Genomic DNA, 17,038 nt, shown 5'->3' with positions numbered 1-17,038 from the left:
TCCTTACCTCATGACGACGACCGCGCCCGCGGCACCCGCGCGAACCTCCGGGGCCCCGGTCACGCCACAGACCGGGGAGTCGGAGGGAACGGCTCGCCTGCGGCGCCGGCGGGTGGCGGTCGTCGTCGGGGCGCTGCTGCTGCTCGCCCTGGCCTGCGCCGCGAGCCTGGCGTGGGGCGCGCGCGACATCGCCCCGGGTCAGGTCTGGCGTGCGCTCGTCGACCCCGTCGCCGGCGACAACGACCACCTCGTCGTCCGTGACCTGCGGGTGCCGCGCACCCTGGTCGGCCTGGTCGGGGGCGCCGCCTTCGCCGCGGCCGGCGTGCTGCTCCAGGGCGTCACCCGCAACCCGATCGCCGATCCCGGCCTGCTCGGCATCAACGCCGGCGCCTCGCTCGCGGTCGTCGTCGCCATCGCTCTCGGCGCCTCCTCGATCGGCGCCTACGTCTGGTGCGCGTTCGCCGGCGCGGTGCTCGCCGCCCTCGTCGTCCATCTCGCGGCCTCGTTGTCGGGCGATGGTCCGACGCCGGTCACCCTCGCCCTCGTCGGTGCCGCGTTCTCCGCGCTGGCCACCTCGGCCATCACCGTGGTCCTGCTGACCGACCAGCGCACGCTCGGGGAGTTCCGCTCCTGGCAGGTCGGCTCCTTGGCCAACCGCTCGCTCGATCTGCTGCCGCCGGTGCTGCCCTTCGTCGTCCTCGGCGTGGTGCTCGCGGTGGCGGCCGCGCCCGTGCTCGACGCCCTGGCGCTCGGGGACGACGTCGCCGCCGCGCTCGGCGTCAGGGTCGGCCGCGGACGCGCCCTCGTGCTGCTCGCGGTCGTGCTGCTCTGCGGGTCGGCGGTCTCCCTGGTCGGCCCGATCGCGTTCGTCGGACTCGTCGTGCCGCACCTGGCGCGGATGCTCGTCGGCGCCCACGACCACCGCTGGCTGCTGGGCGTCTCGCTCCTGCTCGGCCCGAGCCTGCTGCTCGCCGCCGACGTGATCGGCCGCCTCCTCGCGCCGCCGGGCGAAGTCGAGGCCGGGCTGGTCGTCGCCGTCCTCGGGGCGCCGGTGCTGCTCGCGATCGTGCGGCGCGGGCGGGTGCTCGCGTGAGCGTCGTCGCGATCGCCCCGCTGCGGCTCCCGGCCCGGGTGCTGCGACGCACCGCTGTCCATGCCGGGCTCGTGGCCGCCGTCCTGGCCGTCGGCTGCCTGGCGCTCATGCTCGGCGACTACCGCCTCACGGTGGGGCAGGTGCTGGGCGCGCTCGTCGGCGACCCGGGTCCGGCGCACTTCGTCGTCGTCGAGCTGCGCGCACCGCGCTGGGTGCTCGGCGTGCTGGTGGGGCTGGCGTTCGGGGTGTCCGGCGCGCTGTTCCAGACCTCGCTGCGCAACCCGCTCGCCAGCCCCGACGTGCTCGGCGTCTCCCAGGGCGCCTCGGCAGCGGCGGTGGCCACCCTCCTGGTCGGCGGAGCGAGCGGCTGGGCGATGACCGCGGCCGCCGCCGGCGGGGGAGTGCTCGTCGGGGTCCTCCTCTACGCCGTCGCCTGGAAGCAGGGCACCACGGGCCAGCGGTTCGTGCTCTCCGGCATCGGCGTGGCCTACCTCGCCGGCAGTGTCGTCGGCTACCTGCTCACGCGCAGCGACGTGCGCGACGCCCAGGCCGCGCTCACCTGGATGACCGGCAGCCTGGGGCAGTCCTCCTGGCAGCTCGTGCAGGTGCTCGGACCGGTGCTCCTCGTGCTGCTCCCGCTGGCCGCGCTCCTGGCCCGCGGGCTCGATCTGCTCCAACTCGGTGACGACCGCGCCGCCTCGCTCGGACGCCGTCCCGAGGTCGTGCGCGGCGGGGCCGTGCTCCTCGGCGTCCTGCTCGCCTCGGCGGCCACCGCTGCCGCCGGCCCGGTCGCGTTCGTCGCCTTCGCCGCGGCGCCGATCGCCCGCCGGCTCCTCGGCGACGGGACGCCGGGCTTGGCCGCCTCGGGACTGGTCGGCGTCGTCCTCGTGACCGCCTCCGACGTCGTCGCCCAGCACCTGCTCCCCGTCGACGTCCCGGTCGGCATCGTCACCGGCGCCCTCGGTGCCCCCGTGCTCATCTGGCTGCTCGCCCGCAGGAGGACCTCGTGAACCCCCAGACCCCCGCGCCGACCCGCCTGCGGGCGCGCGGCGTCCATCTCGGCTACGGCGAGCACACGGTCGTCGACGGCGTCGACCTCGACGTGCCCACCGGCCGGGTCACCGTCATCGTGGGCGCCAACGGCTCGGGGAAGTCCACGCTGCTGCGCGGGCTGGGCCGCCTGATGCGACCGACGCGGGGCAGCGTCGAGCTCGACGGCGTCGACCTCTACCGCCGCCCGCCGCGCGAGGTCGCCCGGGTGCTCGGGCTGCTGCCCCAGCACCCGATCGCCCCGGAGGGCATCACGGTGGCGGCCCTCGTCGCGCGCGGGCGCCACCCGCACCGCGGCGCGTTCCGCCGGTGGGACAGCACGGACGCCGACGCGGTGGCCACCGCGCTCGCCCGGACCGATCTGGCCGAGCTGGCCGATCGCCGGGTCGAGGAGCTGTCGGGCGGTCAGCGGCAGCGGGTGTGGGTGGCGATGGCGCTCGCCCAGGAGCCGGAGCTGCTGCTGCTCGACGAGCCGACCACCTACCTCGACCTGGCCCACCAGGTCGATCTGCTCGACCTCCTCGCCGAGCTGAACGCCGAGCGCGGCACGACGGTGGTGATGGTGCTCCACGAGCTCGCGCTCGCCGCGCGCTACGCCGACCACCTCGTCGTCCTGCACCGCGGTCGGGTGCTCCGGGCGGGGCCGCCGGGAGAGGTGCTGGACGCCGCGTGCCTGGCCGAGGCGTTCGGTCTGGAGGCCCGGGTGCTGGAGGACCCCGTCTCAGGAACGCCCCTGGTCGTCCCCATCGGGCGACGGCGAGTTAGGATAGGCTCACCTTACTAAGACCCGCGATCCTCGCGGGTCCCGACCCCGAGGAGTGGACGTGTCCCGCCCCCGCCCTGGCATCACTACTGGCAGCACGGCCGGCATCACCGCCGGCATCACCCGTCGTCGCGGCCTCCAGGCCGTCGCCGCCATCGCCCTGGCCCTGCCGCTCGCCGCCTGCGGCTCCGACAGCTCGGAGGACGACAGCGCCGCCGACGCCGGGTCCAGCGCGTCGTCCGCCGCCTACAGCCCGGTCACCATCGAGCACGCCTTCGGCAGCACGACCATCGAGGAGCGCCCCGAGCGCGTCGTGACCTGGGGCTGGGGCAGCAGCGACGCCGCCATCGCGCTCGGCGTCATCCCGGTCGCCATCCCGAAGAACTCCTACGGCGCCACCGAGGAGGGCTACATGCCCTGGCAGAAGGAGGCCCTCGAGGCCGCCGGCGCCGACGAGCCCACCCTGCTCACCGAGGGCACCGAGCCGCCCTTCGAGGAGATCGCCGCCGCGGCGCCCGACGTGATCCTGGCCAACTACTCCGGCATCACGAAGGCCGACTACACCAAGCTCGCCCAGATCGCGCCGACCGTCGCCTACCCCGACCAGCCCTGGTCGACGCCGTGGCGCGACGTCATCACCACCGTCGGCCAGGTGCTCGGCAAGAGCGACGAGGCCGCCTCGCTGCTCGACGACATCGACGCGCAGGTCGCGGACGCCGCCGCGGCCCACCCGGAGTTCGAGGGACTCTCCATCGCCGCGGTCGCCATCGACCCCAGCGCCTTCTACGTCTACACCCCGGCCGACCCGCGGGTGCAGTTCCTGGAGGACCTCGGCTTCACCACCGCCCCCAGCGTCACCGACCTCGACACCGGCGAGGCCAGCTTCTACTACACGCTGAGCCCCGAGAACGTCGACCAGCTGACCTCCGACGTCCTGCTGTCCTACGTGCCCAGCGAGGAGCGCGTCGAGGAGATCGCCTCCGACCCGGCCTTCGCCGGGATGCAGCAGATCAAGGACGGCACGGTGGCCTCGGTCGTCGGGGAGTCCTACGTCTCGGCCGTCTCCCCGCCCACCGCGCTCTCGCTCACGTGGGGTCTCGACCGGTTCGTCGAGGCGCTGGCGCCCGCCGCCGCCGCGGCTCAGAAGGACTGAAGCCTGCATCCGCCGGTGCGCCGCGTAGCGAGCGGCACCAGGCGGGTGGTCTGGCAAGGCGCCGGCGCGACGGCGGTCTGGTTGCACCATCGAGCGGCGGCAACACAGCCAGGGCGCCCGGATGGTGTCGCGCAGTAGCGGGGAACCGGTGGATTCAGGCTGAGCCAGGCTGAGCCTCCCGGGGCGTGTCGGAATCACCGGTGCACCGGCGACTCCGACACGCCCTCCCGCCCCGGTCAAGCCCCCATCCCCAGGTAGCCTCAGCGGGTGACCACGCAGCCGAGTCCCGAGCTCATCGGCGGCTACCAACTGCTCGCCAAGCTCGGGGAGGGCGGGATGGGCGTCGTCCATCTGGCGCGCCGGCCCGGTGGCGACCGGGTCGCCCTGAAGATCCTGCGGCCTGCCGTGGTCGGCGACGACGAGGCGCGCAACCGCTTGGCCCGCGAGGTCTCCAGCCTCCAGCGTATCCGCAGCCGCTGGGTCGCCGAGATCGTGGACGCCGACCCGTGGGCGCCGGTGCCCTACGTCGCCACCCGCTACGTGCCCGGCCTCTCGCTGCACGACCACGTGCTCGAGGAGGGGCCGATCACCGGCCGCGACCTCGTCTGGTTCGCCGGCTGCCTGGCCGAGGGTGTCGCCTCGGTGCACGGATGCGGGGTGCTGCACCGCGACATCAAGCCCTCCAACGTGCTGATGGAGGGGCGCACCCCGATCCTCATCGACTTCGGGCTGGCCCGGGTTGCCGACGACCCGAAGCTCACCCACACCGGCTGGCTGCTCGGCACCCCCGGCTACCTCGCCCCGGAGATCCTCTACGGCGACGACGCCTCCGACGCCTCCGACGTGCACTCGTGGGCCGCCACCGTGGTCTACGCCGGCACCGGCCGTCCGCCCTACGGGCGCGGCCCGGCGATGGCGATCATGGACCGGGTGCGCCGCGGCGAGCACGACCTCACCGGCCTGCCCGACGACCTGGCCCGACTGCTCGACGCCGCCCTGGCCCCCGATCCGGCCGACCGGCCGACGTTGGAGGAGATCCTCGACTGGCTGCGGCCGCAGACCACCGCGCCGCACCTGCGCCCGGTGCCGCTCGAGGACGCCGTCCCGGCCACGGTGCCGCTCGCCGCCGTCCACCGCGAGGCGCTCGACGACGGCACGGTCCACCTGGCTCCCCAGGCCCCTGCGGCCGCTGCGCCGGCGCCGGGCACCCGCGCCTACACCCAGTACGCCCCGCCCGCCCCGCCGCTCGCACCGCAGGCCCAGCCGTACGGGCAGCCGTACGAGCAGCCCTACGCCCAGCCGTATGAGCAGCAGCCCTACGCCCAGCCCTACGACCAGCCGTTCGATCCCTGGTCGCAGGAGGCCGAGCCCGCCACCCCGTACGTGCCGCCCCTCGAGCGCGCGCGTCGAGGGGCGCTGCTGATCGCCCTGGCCGCCGTGGTCGCCGCCTGGACCGCCGCCTTCCCCTGGCCCACCACGCTGCTGGCGCTGCTCGCGGTCTGGCTGCTCCGGTCGGGATCCCTGGCCGCGAGCGCTGTGGGCGATCGGCGACGCCTGCGCGGTCGCCGCTGGTACGACGGCGTCCGGTTCCTCGTCTCGGCACCCTGGCACCTGGTGCGCTCGATCCCGAGCACCGCGATGCTCCAGCTGTGGGCGCTCGGCATCGCCGCCTCCGGGGCACTGGTCTGCTACGCGGTCGCGGCCGACATCTCCACGACCCTGGCCGTCATGGGTGGCCTGTTCGCCGTCGCCGCCTACGCCGGCCCCGGCGGGTCGCGGGTGCGATCGCCGCTCGCGCGGGCCGTCGTCCCGCTGGCCGGCCGGTCGGGGCCGTGGTCGATCGGGTTCGGCGTCCTGGTCGCCGCCGCCCTGCTCGGCGGCCTCATGGTCGTGGCCGACGGCGTCAGCTGGACGCCCGACGACTCGCGTCCGTTCCCCGGACAGCGTCTCCATCTGCCGGGTGCTGTGGCACGATGACCGGCATGTGCCGCACGGTGATCCCCGGGATCATTCGCTAGCGCGCCGAGCACCCGCCGGCGCGCCACCTCTCGTTCGCGAGAGGTTTTTTTGTGCCTGCATCCCGGGCCGTCCGCGGCCGCACCATCGAGAGAGGCTGGATCCGTGACCGAGAAGGGTTCCTTCCACGTCTACGACACCACCCTGCGCGACGGCGCCCAGCAGGAGGGCCTGAACCTCACCGTCGCCGACAAGCTGGCCATCGCCCGCCAGCTCGACGGCCTCGGCGTCGGGTTCATCGAGGGCGGGTGGCCGGGTGCCAACCCCAAGGACACCGCGTTCTTCGCCCGCGCCCGCGAGGAGCTGAAGCTCCAGCACGCCGAGCTGGCGGCCTTCGGGGCGACCCGTCGCGCCGGCGTCCGAGCGGCCGACGACCCGCTCATCGCCGCCCTGCGCGACAGCGGCGCCTCGGTCGTCACCCTCGTGGCCAAGTCGCACGACCGGCACGTCGAGCTCGCGCTGCGCACCACGCTGGAGGAGAACCTCGCGATGGTGCGCGACACCGTCGAGCACCTGCGTGCCGAGGGGCAGCGGGTCTTCCTCGACGCCGAGCACTTCTTCGACGGCTACCGCGCCAACCGCGCCTACGCGCTGGAGGTGCTGCGCACCGCCTTCGAGGCCGGGGCCGAGGTCGCCGCACTGTGCGACACCAACGGCGGCATGCTGCCCGGGTGGGTCTCCGACGTCGTCGCCGACGTCATCGAGACCACCGGCGGCCGGGTGGGCATCCACTGCCACAACGACACCGGATGCGCGGTCGCGAACTCCCTGGCCGCCGTCGACGCCGGCGCCACCCACGTGCAGGGCACGATCAACGGGTACGGCGAGCGCACCGGCAACGCCGACCTCATCTCGGTGGTCGCGAACCTGGAGCTGAAGCTCGACCGCGCCGTCCTGCCCCCGGGCCTGCTGCGCGAGGCCACCCGCATTGCCCACGCCGTCGCCGAGGTCACCAACGTGCCGCCGGCCTCCCGCCAGCCCTACGTCGGCACCTCGGCGTTCGCCCACAAGGCCGGCCTGCACGCAAGCGCGATCAAGGTCGACCCCGACCTCTACCAGCACATGGACCCGCTGGCCGTCGGCAACGACATGCGCCTGCTCGTCTCCGACATGGCCGGCCGCGCCTCGATCGAGCTGAAGGGCAAGGAGCTCGGCTTCGACCTCTCCGGCGACTCCCCGGAGATGAAGGCCCTCGTCACCCGGGTCACCGAGCGGGTCAAGGTGCTGGAGTCGCGCGGCTACACCTTCGAGGCGGCCGACGCCTCCTTCGAGCTGCTGCTGGCCGAGGAGCTCGAGGGACGCCGTCCGGCCTACGTCGAGGTGGAGTCCTGGCGGGTCATCACCGAGACCCGGCCCGGGGACGACGCGCTGTCGGAGGCCACCGTCAAGCTCGTGGCCGGCGGCATCCGCTACGTCGTCACCGGCGAGGGCAACGGCCCGGTCAACGCGCTCGACCAGGCGCTGCGCACCGCGATCGGGCAGGCGTTCCCCGAGGTCGCGGCCTTCGAGCTCATCGACTACAAGGTGCGCATCCTCGACCAGGGCCACGGCACCGACGCCATCACCCGGGTGCTCATCGAGACCACCGACGGCGAGTCGTCCTGGGTCACCGTGGGCGTGGGCGCGAACGTCATCGAGGCCTCCTGGGGCGCGCTGCTCGACGGGATCACCTTCGGTCTGCGCGCGCACGGGGTGAGCCCCGATGTGAGCCCCGACGTGAGCCCCGACGTCAGCCCCGACGTCAGCCTCTGACGATGCGTTCGGCGACGTCGCGCCAGGCGGCGACCACCCGGTCGATCGGGTAGCCCTCGATCCGCACCTGCTGCACCAGCACCGGCGCCTCCAGGGGGGCGATGAGGGCGCTGGTCACCAAAGGCAGGTCGCCACGCACGCCCAGCTGGGTGAGCAGGTAGCGCACGTGGGTCTCGACGAAGGAGTGCACCGCCAGGTTGCGGCTGCCCCGGTGCCCGGCGGCCGCGATGAGGTCGGCGTGCACGAGGGTGAGCTCCGCGCGCGAGGCACCGAACGCCAGGAGGCGCTCGAGCGGCGCCGCGCCGGGGCCCAGGGGAGCGGGCCCGGAGATGACCGAGGCCTGCCAGGCCGACTCGGTGAAGTCCAGGACGGCGGCCATCAGACCCTCGCGGGAGCCGAAGCGCCGGAAGACGGTTCCCTTGCCGACGCCGGCCGCCGCCGCGAGGCGCTCCATCGTCAGCGCGGCCACGCCGTCGGCGTCCACCAGGCGCCGGGCGGCGTCGAGGAGGGCCACGCGGTTGCGGGCGGCGTCCGAGCGCTCCGCGGGCGGACCGCCGAGGAGGGGCAGCGGTGCGCGTCCCGTCGGCGGGCACACCGGCGGGAGGAACACCTCCACGGGGTCGGTCTCGGGCATCGTGCCGGCCACCCTAGTGCTCGGCCGCGCCGGTGTGATGCCGATCTCCGGTGAAGATCCGCGACCCGGGAATACTAAACGGACCGCAGTCCGTTTAGTCCGTCGATGTCCCGCCGACCCGGCACCGTCATCGACACCGTCATCCGCACCAGGAGAACACCATGACCAGCATCGCCCTGCTCCTCGGCAGCCTCCGCGCCGACTCCGTCAACCGCAAGATCGCCGAGCTGCTGCGCGACGAGGCGCCCGCCGGCATCGAGGTCACCATCGTCGAGGGTCTCGCCGACCTCCCCTTCTACAACGAGGAGCTCGACGGCGAGCAGGTGCCCGACGCCGTCCGCGTGCTGCGCGAGACCGTGGCCGCCGCCGACCGCGTCCTCGCCGTGACCCCCGAGTACAACGGCACCATGCCGGCCGTGCTCAACAACGCCATCGACTGGCTCTCCCGCCCCTACGGTGCCGGTGCCCTCGTCAAGAAGCCCTTCGGTGTCGTCGGTGCCGCCCCGACCCCGTACGGCGCCAAGTGGAGCCACGCCGACGCGCTGCGCTCCGCCGGCATCGCCGGCGCCCTGCCCGTCGAGGACGTCACCGTGTCGCACTCCACCCTGGAGGCCGACCCGATCACCGACGAGGCCGCACGCACCAAGCTGATCGACGCCCTGCGCCGTCTGGCCGAGGCGCAGCCGGAGTCCGCGGCCGCCTGATCACCCTCGGGCGACCGCATCGGAGGAGCCGTTAGGTTCGGGGGGTGGAACCCCACGAGCTCAGCGCCCTCGAGCAGGGCCGGCTGATCCGCACGCGAGAGATCTCGCCGCGGGAGCTGGTCCTGCACCACCTCGAACGCGTCGAGCGCCTGGACCACGGGTCCAGGCCGCTCGGCGCGTTCGTCACGCTCACGGCCGAGCGGGCGCTCGACCGGGCGGCGGCGATGGGCTCGCGTGTCCCCGACGACCCGGCGCCGCTCTGAGGTGTGCCCACCGCGATCAAGGACCTCAACCCCACCGCCGGCGTGCGCACCATGTTCGGCTCGGCCGCCTACGCCGACTTCGTGCCCGAGGCCTCCGACCACGTGGTGACCACGATGGAGGCCGCCGGCCTGATCAGCCTCGGCAAGACCAGCACGCCGGAGTTCGGGTCGCCCTGCTACACCGAGCCCGACGGGTTCCCGCCCGCCGTCACCCCCTGGGATACCGCCCGCATGGCGGGCGGCTCCTCGGGCGGTGCGGGAGCGGCCGTGGGTGCCGGGCTCGTGCCGATCGCCCAGGGCTCGGACGGCGGCGGCTCGATCCGCATCCCGGCGTCCTGCTGCGGCATCGTCGGGCTCAAGCCCACCCGCGGACGCATCAGCGCCGCGCCGATGTACGGCGACCCGATCGGGCTCGCGACACCCGGACCGCTCGCGCGCACCGTGCGCGACGCGGCCGCGCTCCTCGACGTGCTCGCCGGCCGCCAGCCCGGTGACCCCTCGTGGGCGCCGCCGCCGTCCGGCACCTTCCTCGCGGCCTGCGAGCGCCCGCCCGGCGCCCTGCGGGTCGCGCTGCTCACCGAACCGCTCATCGCCGAGGTCGACGTCGACCCCGCCTGCCTGCGCGCGGTCGCCGACGCCGCCGCCCTGCTGGAGTCGCTGGGGCACACGATCGAGCCGATCGGTCGCCCGCTCGCCCCCGACGCCGTCCGCGACTTCGAGACCTGCTGGGCGGTGCTCACCGCCCTCTCCCCGGCACCGCCGGGGCGCGAGCACCTGCTGCGCCCGCTCACCCGCTGGCTCTCCGAGCGCGGGCGCGCGGTGAGCGGTCCGGAGTTCGGGCTCGCCATCGGCGCACTGCGCCGGCACGCCGCGGCCGCGCTCCTCGCGCTGGCGCCCTACGACGTCGTCCTCACCCCCACGCTGGCCTCCCCGCCGCTGCCGGTCGGCGCGCTGCGGGACGACGCCGACCCGGCCGCCGACTTCGAGGCCCAGAAGCGCTTCACCCCCTGGACGAGTGCCTGGAACGTCACCGGCATGCCGGCGATCTCCCTGCCGCTCCACCTGACCGACGACGGTCTTCCGGTCGGCGTCATGCTGGCGGCGCGGCCCGCCGAGGAGGAGCTGCTGCTCGCGCTCGCCGCGCAGGTCGAGGCGGCCGCGCCCTGGGCCGATCGGCGTCCGCCGGTGTGGTGAGACCGGGCCGTCAGGTCGCCGCGAACCAGTCGGCGGCTGCGCCGCGGAACTGCTCGGGCGACAGCGACCCGGCACCTGCCGGCAGCGCCGCGAGCAGCGGGACGCCGGTCACGCGCGGCAGCTCCTCGCGGTTGACCGTCTCGGCCAGCCCCGGCTCGACGGGCCACGAGCCGATGACGATGCCGGCCGGTTCGATGCCGCGCGCCCGGAGGGCGCCGACCGTCAGCTCGGCGTGGTTGAGGGTGCCGAGCGCGGCGGCGCACACCACGACGACCTCGACGAGACCGGGCCGGGCCTCGTCGAGCAGCACGGCGAGATCGAGCAGGGTGCCGCCGTCGGTGTCGAGGCGCACGAGCAGGCCGCCAGCGCCCTCGACGATGACGGTGTCGTACTCCTCGAGCAGGTCGAGGATCGGCGCGGCGTAGTCGGCCACCGGCGGGATCGTGATGCCGGCCCGGCGGGCGGCGGAGTCGGGAGCCAGCGGCTCGTCGAGGCGGGTGTACTCGCGGGTGTCACATCCGGTGAGGGCGGCGACCGTGGGGGCGTCGCCCGGGTCGCCGGTGGCGATGCCGGTCTGGGCGGGCTTCACGACCACGGTGCGCTCGCCGGCCGCGATCGCCCGCGCGGCCAGGGCGGCGGTGGCCACCGTCTTGCCGACGTCGGTGTTGGTGCCGGTGACGACGATCAGCCTCACTGGTGCTCCTTCACCACGCGCAGCAGCACCTCCACGGCGCGCTCCCAGTCGTCGGCGGCGACCCCGGCGGTGCCGGTGATGCGCAGCCGCGAGACGCCGTCGGGCACCGACGGCGGCCGGAAGCAGCCGACCCGCACCCCGGCGTCCAGCGCCGCGGCCTGCGCGGCCACCGCGGTCTGCGGCGAGGGCATCGGCACCGACAGGACGGCGCCCGCGGGCGGCGTGACGCCCAGGGCCGCGGCGAGGTCGCCGACCCGGGTGCGCACGAGCTCGGCCCACTGCGGCTCGTCGCGCACGATGCGCAGCGCGGCCAGGGCGGCTGCGGCAGCGGCCGGCGCCAAGCCGGTGTCGAAGATGAAGGGGCGCGCGCGGTTGACCAGGTGGTCGACGAGGTCGGCCGAGCCGAGCACGGCGCCGCCCTGGCTGCCCAGCGCCTTGGAGAGCGTGGCCGTGACGACCAGGGAGGGGTGACCGGCCAGTCCGGCGCGGGCGACGAGCCCGGGGCCGTGCACGCCGAGCCCGTGCGCCTCGTCGACGACGAGCAGGGCGCCGTGGCGGTGGCAGACCTCGGCGAGCTCGGCCAGCGGTGCGGCGTCGCCGAGCACCGAGTAGATCGACTCCGCGAGCACCAGCGTGCGCTCGCCGCCGCCGCGGGAGAGGGCGTCCTCGACGGCCTCGACGTCGCTGTGCGGCACCACCGTGAGACCAGCGCGCGAGAGCCGGACGGCGTCGACGAGCGAGGCGTGGATGTGGGCGTCGGAGATGACGTGGCAGTCGCGGTCGACCAGCGCGGTGACCACCGCCAGGTTCGCGTGGTAGCCGGTGGAGAAGGTGAGCGCGGCGGGCTGGCCGAGATGCTCGGCCAGCTCGGCCTCCAGCTCGGTGTGCAGGTCGAGGGTGCCGGTGACCAGCCGGGAGGCGCCCGCCCCGCCGCCCCAGGTCAGCGCCGCGTCGGCGGCGGCGCGCACGACCCGCTCGTCGCGGGAGAGGCCCAGGTAGTCGTTGCCGGCCAGGTCGACCACGGCGTCGTCGGGGCCGCGGGAGCGCAGCCGACGGGTGAGCCCGGCGGCCTCGCGGGAGGCGGCCTGTTCGGCGAGCCAGTCCGACCAGGAGACGTCGGCGCCGTACTCGTCGGGGGAGGACGGGGTCATCAGGCCACCTCGCTCGCGCGGGCGATGGCCCGGCAGATCAGGGAGACGTCCTCGTCGGCGGTGACGTAGGGCGGCATCGTGTAGATGAGGTCGCGGAAGGGGCGCAGCCACACGCCCTCCTCGATCGCGGCCTCGGTGGCCTTCGCGACGTCGACGGGATGGTCGAGCTGGACGACGCCGACCGCGCCGAGGGTGCGCACGTCGGCGACCCCGGGGGTGCCGCGCAACGGGGCGAGCCCGGCCTCCAGTCCCGCGCCGATACGCGCGACGTTCGCCGCCCAGTCGCCCTGCTCGAGCAGGTCGAGACTGGCCAGCGCCACCGAGCAGGCGAGCGGGTTGCCCATGAAGGTCGGGCCGTGCATGAGGACGCCGGACTCCGAGGCCGAGAGTCCGCGTGCGACCTCGCCCGTGCAGAGCACGGCCGCCATCGTCAGGTAGCCGCCGGTCAGCGCCTTGCCGACCGCGAGCACGTCGGGGCGCACGCCGGCGGCGTCGGCGGCGAAGAGGCTGCCGGTGCGCCCGAAGCCGGTGGCGATCTCGTCGAACACGAGCACCAGGTCGTGCTCGTCGGCGATCTCGCGCATCACCCGCAGGCACTCCAGCGGGTAGACCCACATGCCGCCGGCGCCCTGGAGCCGCGGCTCGACGACGATGCCGGCCAGCTCGTGGGCGTGGGCTGCGGCGAGCGCCCGGAAGGACGCCGTCCAGGCGGCGAGGTCGGCCTCCGAGCACCCCTCGGCGGGCGGACGGTCGGCGAAGACGTGCTGGGGGAGCAGGTCGGCGAACATCGCGTGCATGCCGCCCACGGGGTCGCACACGCTCATGCAGCCGAAGGTGTCGCCGTGGTAGCCGCCGCGGATCGTCAGCATGCGGGTGCGTTCGGGGTGCCCGACGCCGCGCTGGTGCTGGAGCACCATCTTGAGCGCGACCTCCATCGCCACCGACCCGGAGTCGGCGAGGAACACGTGCTCGAGACCCGCGGGCGTGATCTCGACCAGGCGCTGGGCCAGCCGGATGGCCGGCTCGTGGGTGAGCCCGCCGAACATGACGTGGGCCATGCGGCCGGCCTGCTCGGCCAGCGCCGCGTTGAGCACGGGGTGGTTGTAGCCGTGCAGCGCCGCCCACCACGACGACATGCCGTCGACGAGCTCGCGGCCGTCGTCCAGACGCAGGCGCACACCGCTGGCCCCGGTGACCATCCGCACCGGGGCGGGGTCGGTCATCGAGGTGTAGGGGTGCCAGACGTGATCGCGGTCGTAGGCGAGCAGGTCCGGCGCGGTGCGCGGCTGACTCATCCCGGCGAGTCTAGGTTCCGCCGGCACCGCTCCAGACCGGTGGCTCAGGGGGTGGTCGGGTACCCCGTGACCTTCGCCTCCCGCACGACCGCGCGCGCCCACGCCGGGTGGCCGAGCGCCCGGGCGGCGCGGATGAGACCGGCGACGGCGTCGCCGTACTCGGCCTGCGGGGTGAGCAGTTCGTGCATCGAGGTGACCAGCTTGATGGCGTTCACCGACTTCTGCTTCGCGGTGCGACCGAGGTGGTCGCGCACGCGCCACAGGAACGCCGACCACATCTCGCCGTCGGCGTGCACCTCGCCCTCGATGTCGGCCGGGAAGCGCTTGGTGGAGTCGAGGCGGCGCAGGCACGGCGGGTCGTCGGTGGAGTAGGCCGTGGCGTCCCACTCGGCGGCGCACAGGTCGTTGAAGCCGTCGCTGGTCATGGCGAAGTAGTTGGCGGCGTTGAAGTCGCCGAAGCCCTCGCCCATCGAGCCGCCGGCGTCGGTGGCGCCGTAGCCGGGCACCTGGGCGTCCTGCATCGCGTGGCCGTACTCGTGGAGGATCACCTCGGCGTCCTCCGCGTCGGGCACCCCGCCGCCACCGAAGACGATGATGTCGTTGCCGGGCTGGTAGAAGGAGTTGTCGTAGCCCTGCGCCAGCGTCGGGACGATGCGCTGGGGCTCGGCGTTGGCGTCCTTGATGCCCAGGCTCTGCAGCCAGCTCTGGTACCGGTCGACGTGCAGGTAGGACATCAGCCCGACGAAGCGCGGGTCGGTGCGGCTGTAGCCGAGCGGCTCGCCGAGCGCGGTGAGGTAGCCGACGGGCGCGACGATGTCGGCCCACGGCCCGAGCAGGCGGCCCTGCTGGAGGGCGGAGGCGTCGAGGTGGCGCATCGGCCGGGTCTTCAGCTGGGCGGTCAGTTCGGCGCTGTCGAGGGGGACGTCGACGCCGGTGCCGGTCTCGAAGGGGGAGCGCAGCGAGGTGTCGCGGGCGGTGACGACCGGGTTGGGGTCGAAGACCTGCGCCTGCACGGTCTCGCCGCCGTCCCGCTTGGCGCGGGCGGCGTCGGAGTCGTCGACGATCGAGCGGACGGCGCCCGTGGCGGCGTCGACCTGCACGGTCGCTGCGCGCGCCGGCACCTGGGAGACAAGGGAGACCGTCCAGGTGTCACGGAGCCGGTCGCCGACCGGGACCAGCGCCCGGGTCAGGTGCGGGGTGACGAGCAGGTCGGTCGAGCCGATGGCGGCGACCGCGGCGGCCCGGGCGACGCGGGTCGGCACGGCGCGCGACACCGCGTGGCCGGGCAGGTCGACGGGGGCCGCGGCGACCTGCGCGATGCGCCCGTCGATGGCGCTCACCAGCACGTCGCTGCCGGCCACCGGGACGCCGTCGCGGTAGCTGCGGCCGCGCACGTGCACGCCGATGAGGGAGCGGTGCACCGACTCCCACCGCACCGACGCGGCGTCGACGCCGAGCCGGCCGGCCTCGAGCGCGAGCGCGCGCGTGGCCCAGGCCCGCGGCGAACCGAGCGCCGGACCGAGGTCGGTCAGCAGGTTCGTCGCGGACGGCGTCGGCTCCGGCTCGGCGTGGGAGGGCCCGCCGGTGACCAGCGGCGCCACCGGCGCGAGGACGAGGGCGGCGGCGACGGCGGCCAGGGAACGGCGTCGGGGTGAGGTCGGCACGCACCCTCAACGACGACAGCCCCCGCGGGTCACCCCGCGAGGGCTGCGACGTTCGTCTCGGCGCTCGGCCGGGGACGCGCCGGGATCAGGCGTTGGGGGCCAGCGTGGTGCCGGCGCCGCGCTTGCGCTTGACCGGGTCGTGGGAGACCCGCTGCTCCTGGGCGGCGTGCTCCTCGGAGCCGAGGATGACGAAGCCGTTGTCGCGGATGAGCTCGAGGTCGGCCTCGGCGGCCTGCCCCTCGGAGGTCAGGTAGTCGCCGAGGAAGATCGAGTTCGCCACGTGCAGCGCGAGGCCCTGGAGCGAGCGCAGGTGCATCTCACGGCCGCCGGCGATGCGGATCTCCTTGTCGGGGCACACGAACCGCGCCATCGCCAGGATCTTCACGCAGCGGGTGGGGTCGAGCTCCCAGGTGTTCTCGTACGGCGTGCCGTCGAAGGGCATGAGGAAGTTGATCGGGATGGAGTCGGAGTCGAGCTCCTTGAGGGCGAAGAGCGCCTCGACGAGCTGCTCGTCGCTCTCGCCCAGGCCGGCGATGAGGCCGCTGCAGGGGGAGAGGCCCGCGGACTTCGCCTTGCCGACGGTGTCGACGCGGTCGGCGTAGGTGTGGGTCTGCACGATCTCGTCGTGGTGGGACTCCGCGGTGTTGATGTTGTGGTTGTAGGCGTCGACGCCGGCGGCCTTGAGCTTCTCGGCCTGGCCGTCCTTGAGCAGGCCGAGGCAGGCGCAGACCTCGACGTCGGGGTGCTCGGCCTTGATCGCACCGACCATGTCGGTGACGCGGTCGATGTCGCGGTTCGTCGGGCCGCGACCCGAGGAGACCATGCACACGCGGGTGGCGCCGCCCTTGAGGCCCGCCGCGGCCTGCTCGAGGGCCTCGTCGGTCTGGAGCCACTTGTACTTGAGGATGTCGGCCGTCGACCCGACCGCCTGGCTGCAGTAGTTGCAGTTCTCCGGGCACAGGCCGGACTTCAGGTTGACCAGGTAGTTGACCTTGACGGTGTTGGAGAAGAACTCCCGGCGCAGCCGCGAGGCCGCCGCCACCACCTCGAGCAGCTCGGAGTCGTGGGCCTGCAGCACGGCCAGCGCGTCGTCCGGGGTGGCGGGCTTGCCGTCGAGGACGGACGTCGCGAGCTGGTCGAAGAAGGTCATGCGGGACTCCTGAGGACACGAGGGCGGCGGCGCTCCAGTATGACCTGCGCCCGCCCGGTCAGAGCTGGTAGCCCAGCTGCCGGGCGGTCTCCTGCGCGGCCTCGGTGACCGGGACGGCGACGACGGCGGTGCCGTAGGCGCAGATCTCGGTCCAGGTGTCGCCCATCTCGGAGGTGTCGAAGCGCATCGCGATCACCGCGTTGCCGCCACGGGCGCGCGCCTCCTCCAGCATGCGGCCCATCACCTCGTTGCGGCTCTCGACCAGGTTCGCGGTCATGCCCTTGAGCTCCCCGCCCACCAGGGACTTGAAGCCGGCGCCCATCTGGGAGAAGGCGTTGCGACTGCGGACGGTGAGGCCGAAGACCTCGCCCTTGACGTCGCGGATCTCCCAGCCGGGGATGTCGTTGGTGGTGACGACCAGCATCGTGGTTTCCTCTCGTGTTCGCCCGCCGGACGGCGGTC

Annotated in this window: 16 protein-coding genes; 9 read left to right on the top strand and 7 right to left on the bottom strand. The window is 74.3% G+C overall.

Annotated features, from left to right (window positions below; translation table 11 throughout):
- The first annotated feature begins 10 nt into the window (after positions 1–10).
- The 6 genes from ABD671_RS03165 to cimA all read left to right on the top strand — a co-directional run bounded on the left by ABD671_RS03165 (position 11) and on the right by cimA (position 7,827).
- Positions 11–1,093, top strand: a complete 1,083-nt coding sequence (locus ABD671_RS03165; protein ID WP_344731769.1) for a FecCD family ABC transporter permease — start codon at positions 11–13, stop codon at positions 1,091–1,093.
- Positions 1,090–2,103 carry a FecCD family ABC transporter permease gene (locus ABD671_RS03160; RefSeq protein ID WP_344731768.1) on the top strand — a complete coding sequence of 338 codons (1,014 nt, stop codon included), beginning with the start codon at positions 1,090–1,092 and terminating at the stop codon, positions 2,101–2,103. Before ABD671_RS03165 ends, ABD671_RS03160 begins: the two co-directional genes overlap by 4 nt.
- A complete protein-coding gene (locus tag ABD671_RS03155) occupies positions 2,100–2,927 on the top strand; it encodes an ABC transporter ATP-binding protein (RefSeq protein ID WP_344731767.1) in 828 nt (275 codons plus the stop codon). Before ABD671_RS03160 ends, ABD671_RS03155 begins: the two co-directional genes overlap by 4 nt.
- Before the next feature lie 40 nt (positions 2,928–2,967).
- Positions 2,968–4,059 (top strand): iron-siderophore ABC transporter substrate-binding protein, encoded by a 1,092-nt coding sequence (locus tag ABD671_RS03150; RefSeq protein ID WP_344731766.1) that lies wholly within the window; start codon positions 2,968–2,970, stop codon positions 4,057–4,059.
- A gap of 267 nt (positions 4,060–4,326) precedes the next feature.
- On the top strand, positions 4,327–6,036 hold the full coding sequence (locus ABD671_RS03145; RefSeq protein ID WP_344731765.1) for a serine/threonine-protein kinase: 1,710 nt from the start codon (positions 4,327–4,329) through the stop codon (positions 6,034–6,036).
- 144 nt (positions 6,037–6,180) lie between these two features.
- The gene (gene cimA / locus ABD671_RS03140; protein ID WP_344731764.1) at positions 6,181–7,827 is read left to right on the top strand and encodes a citramalate synthase; all 1,647 of its coding nucleotides are present in this window, start codon (positions 6,181–6,183) and stop codon (positions 7,825–7,827) included.
- On the opposite strand, the gene ABD671_RS03135 is transcribed toward cimA, so the two are convergent.
- Positions 7,817–8,461 (bottom strand): TetR/AcrR family transcriptional regulator, encoded by a 645-nt coding sequence (locus ABD671_RS03135; RefSeq protein ID WP_344731763.1) that lies wholly within the window; start codon positions 8,459–8,461, stop codon positions 7,817–7,819. The two genes, cimA and ABD671_RS03135, sit on opposite strands and share 11 nt — an antisense overlap.
- 161 nt (positions 8,462–8,622) lie before the next feature.
- On the opposite strand from ABD671_RS03135, the gene ABD671_RS03130 reads away from it, so the two are divergent.
- From ABD671_RS03130 to ABD671_RS03120, 3 genes are read left to right on the top strand one after another with little or no spacing between them, the layout of a single operon-like run.
- Positions 8,623–9,165 (top strand): NAD(P)H-dependent oxidoreductase, encoded by a 543-nt coding sequence (locus tag ABD671_RS03130; RefSeq protein WP_344731762.1) that lies wholly within the window; start codon positions 8,623–8,625, stop codon positions 9,163–9,165.
- A 44-nt stretch (positions 9,166–9,209) separates the two neighbouring features.
- Complete coding sequence (locus ABD671_RS03125) at positions 9,210–9,428, top strand: hypothetical protein (protein WP_344731761.1); 219 nt, start codon at positions 9,210–9,212, stop codon at positions 9,426–9,428.
- Between the two features lie 3 nt (positions 9,429–9,431).
- Entirely contained in the window at positions 9,432–10,622 is a 1,191-nt protein-coding gene (locus ABD671_RS03120) for an amidase (protein ID WP_344731760.1), read from the top strand.
- 10 nt (positions 10,623–10,632) lie between these two features.
- Here ABD671_RS03120 and bioD read toward each other — a convergent pair whose 3' ends face one another.
- From bioD to ABD671_RS03090, 6 genes are all read right to left on the bottom strand, one after another.
- Positions 10,633–11,316, bottom strand: a complete 684-nt coding sequence (bioD, locus tag ABD671_RS03115; protein WP_344731759.1) for a dethiobiotin synthase — start codon at positions 11,314–11,316, stop codon at positions 10,633–10,635.
- Positions 11,313–12,467: an 8-amino-7-oxononanoate synthase gene (locus ABD671_RS03110; protein ID WP_344731758.1), complete on the bottom strand. Its 1,155-nt coding sequence runs from the start codon at positions 12,465–12,467 to the stop codon at positions 11,313–11,315. Before ABD671_RS03110 ends, bioD begins: the two co-directional genes overlap by 4 nt.
- On the bottom strand, positions 12,467–13,762 hold the full coding sequence (locus ABD671_RS03105) for an adenosylmethionine--8-amino-7-oxononanoate transaminase (protein WP_344731757.1): 1,296 nt from the start codon (positions 13,760–13,762) through the stop codon (positions 12,467–12,469). Before ABD671_RS03105 ends, ABD671_RS03110 begins: the two co-directional genes overlap by 1 nt.
- Positions 13,763–13,806: 44 nt before the next feature.
- Positions 13,807–15,426, bottom strand: a complete 1,620-nt coding sequence (locus ABD671_RS03100) for a M36 family metallopeptidase (RefSeq protein ID WP_344731756.1) — start codon at positions 15,424–15,426, stop codon at positions 13,807–13,809.
- An 85-nt stretch (positions 15,427–15,511) separates the two neighbouring features.
- Complete coding sequence (bioB, locus tag ABD671_RS03095; RefSeq protein ID WP_344731755.1) at positions 15,512–16,576, bottom strand: biotin synthase BioB; 1,065 nt, start codon at positions 16,574–16,576, stop codon at positions 15,512–15,514.
- A gap of 58 nt (positions 16,577–16,634) precedes the next feature.
- Positions 16,635–17,000 (bottom strand): YbjQ family protein, encoded by a 366-nt coding sequence (locus ABD671_RS03090; RefSeq protein ID WP_344731754.1) that lies wholly within the window; start codon positions 16,998–17,000, stop codon positions 16,635–16,637.
- Positions 17,001–17,038: the final 38 nt, after the last annotated feature.

It is taken from the genome of Nocardioides fonticola (genome assembly GCF_039536805.1).
GTDB lineage: Bacteria > Actinomycetota > Actinomycetes > Propionibacteriales > Nocardioidaceae > Nocardioides > Nocardioides fonticola.
The sequence above is the reverse complement of the archived record's forward strand: the minus strand, read 5'-3'. Positions and strand labels throughout refer to the sequence as shown.

Coding starts and splice junctions, on each gene's coding strand:
- ABD671_RS03135 (WP_344731763.1), bottom strand. CDS start 8,461: ATGCCCGAGACCGACCCCGTGGAGGTGTTCCTCCCGCCGGTGTGCCCG.
- ABD671_RS03130 (WP_344731762.1), top strand. CDS start 8,623: ATGACCAGCATCGCCCTGCTCCTCGGCAGCCTCCGCGCCGACTCCGTC.
- ABD671_RS03165 (WP_344731769.1), top strand. CDS start 11: ATGACGACGACCGCGCCCGCGGCACCCGCGCGAACCTCCGGGGCCCCG.
- bioB (WP_344731755.1), bottom strand. CDS start 16,576: ATGACCTTCTTCGACCAGCTCGCGACGTCCGTCCTCGACGGCAAGCCC.
- ABD671_RS03105 (WP_344731757.1), bottom strand. CDS start 13,762: ATGAGTCAGCCGCGCACCGCGCCGGACCTGCTCGCCTACGACCGCGAT.
- ABD671_RS03090 (WP_344731754.1), bottom strand. CDS start 17,000: ATGCTGGTCGTCACCACCAACGACATCCCCGGCTGGGAGATCCGCGAC.
- ABD671_RS03110 (WP_344731758.1), bottom strand. CDS start 12,467: ATGACCCCGTCCTCCCCCGACGAGTACGGCGCCGACGTCTCCTGGTCG.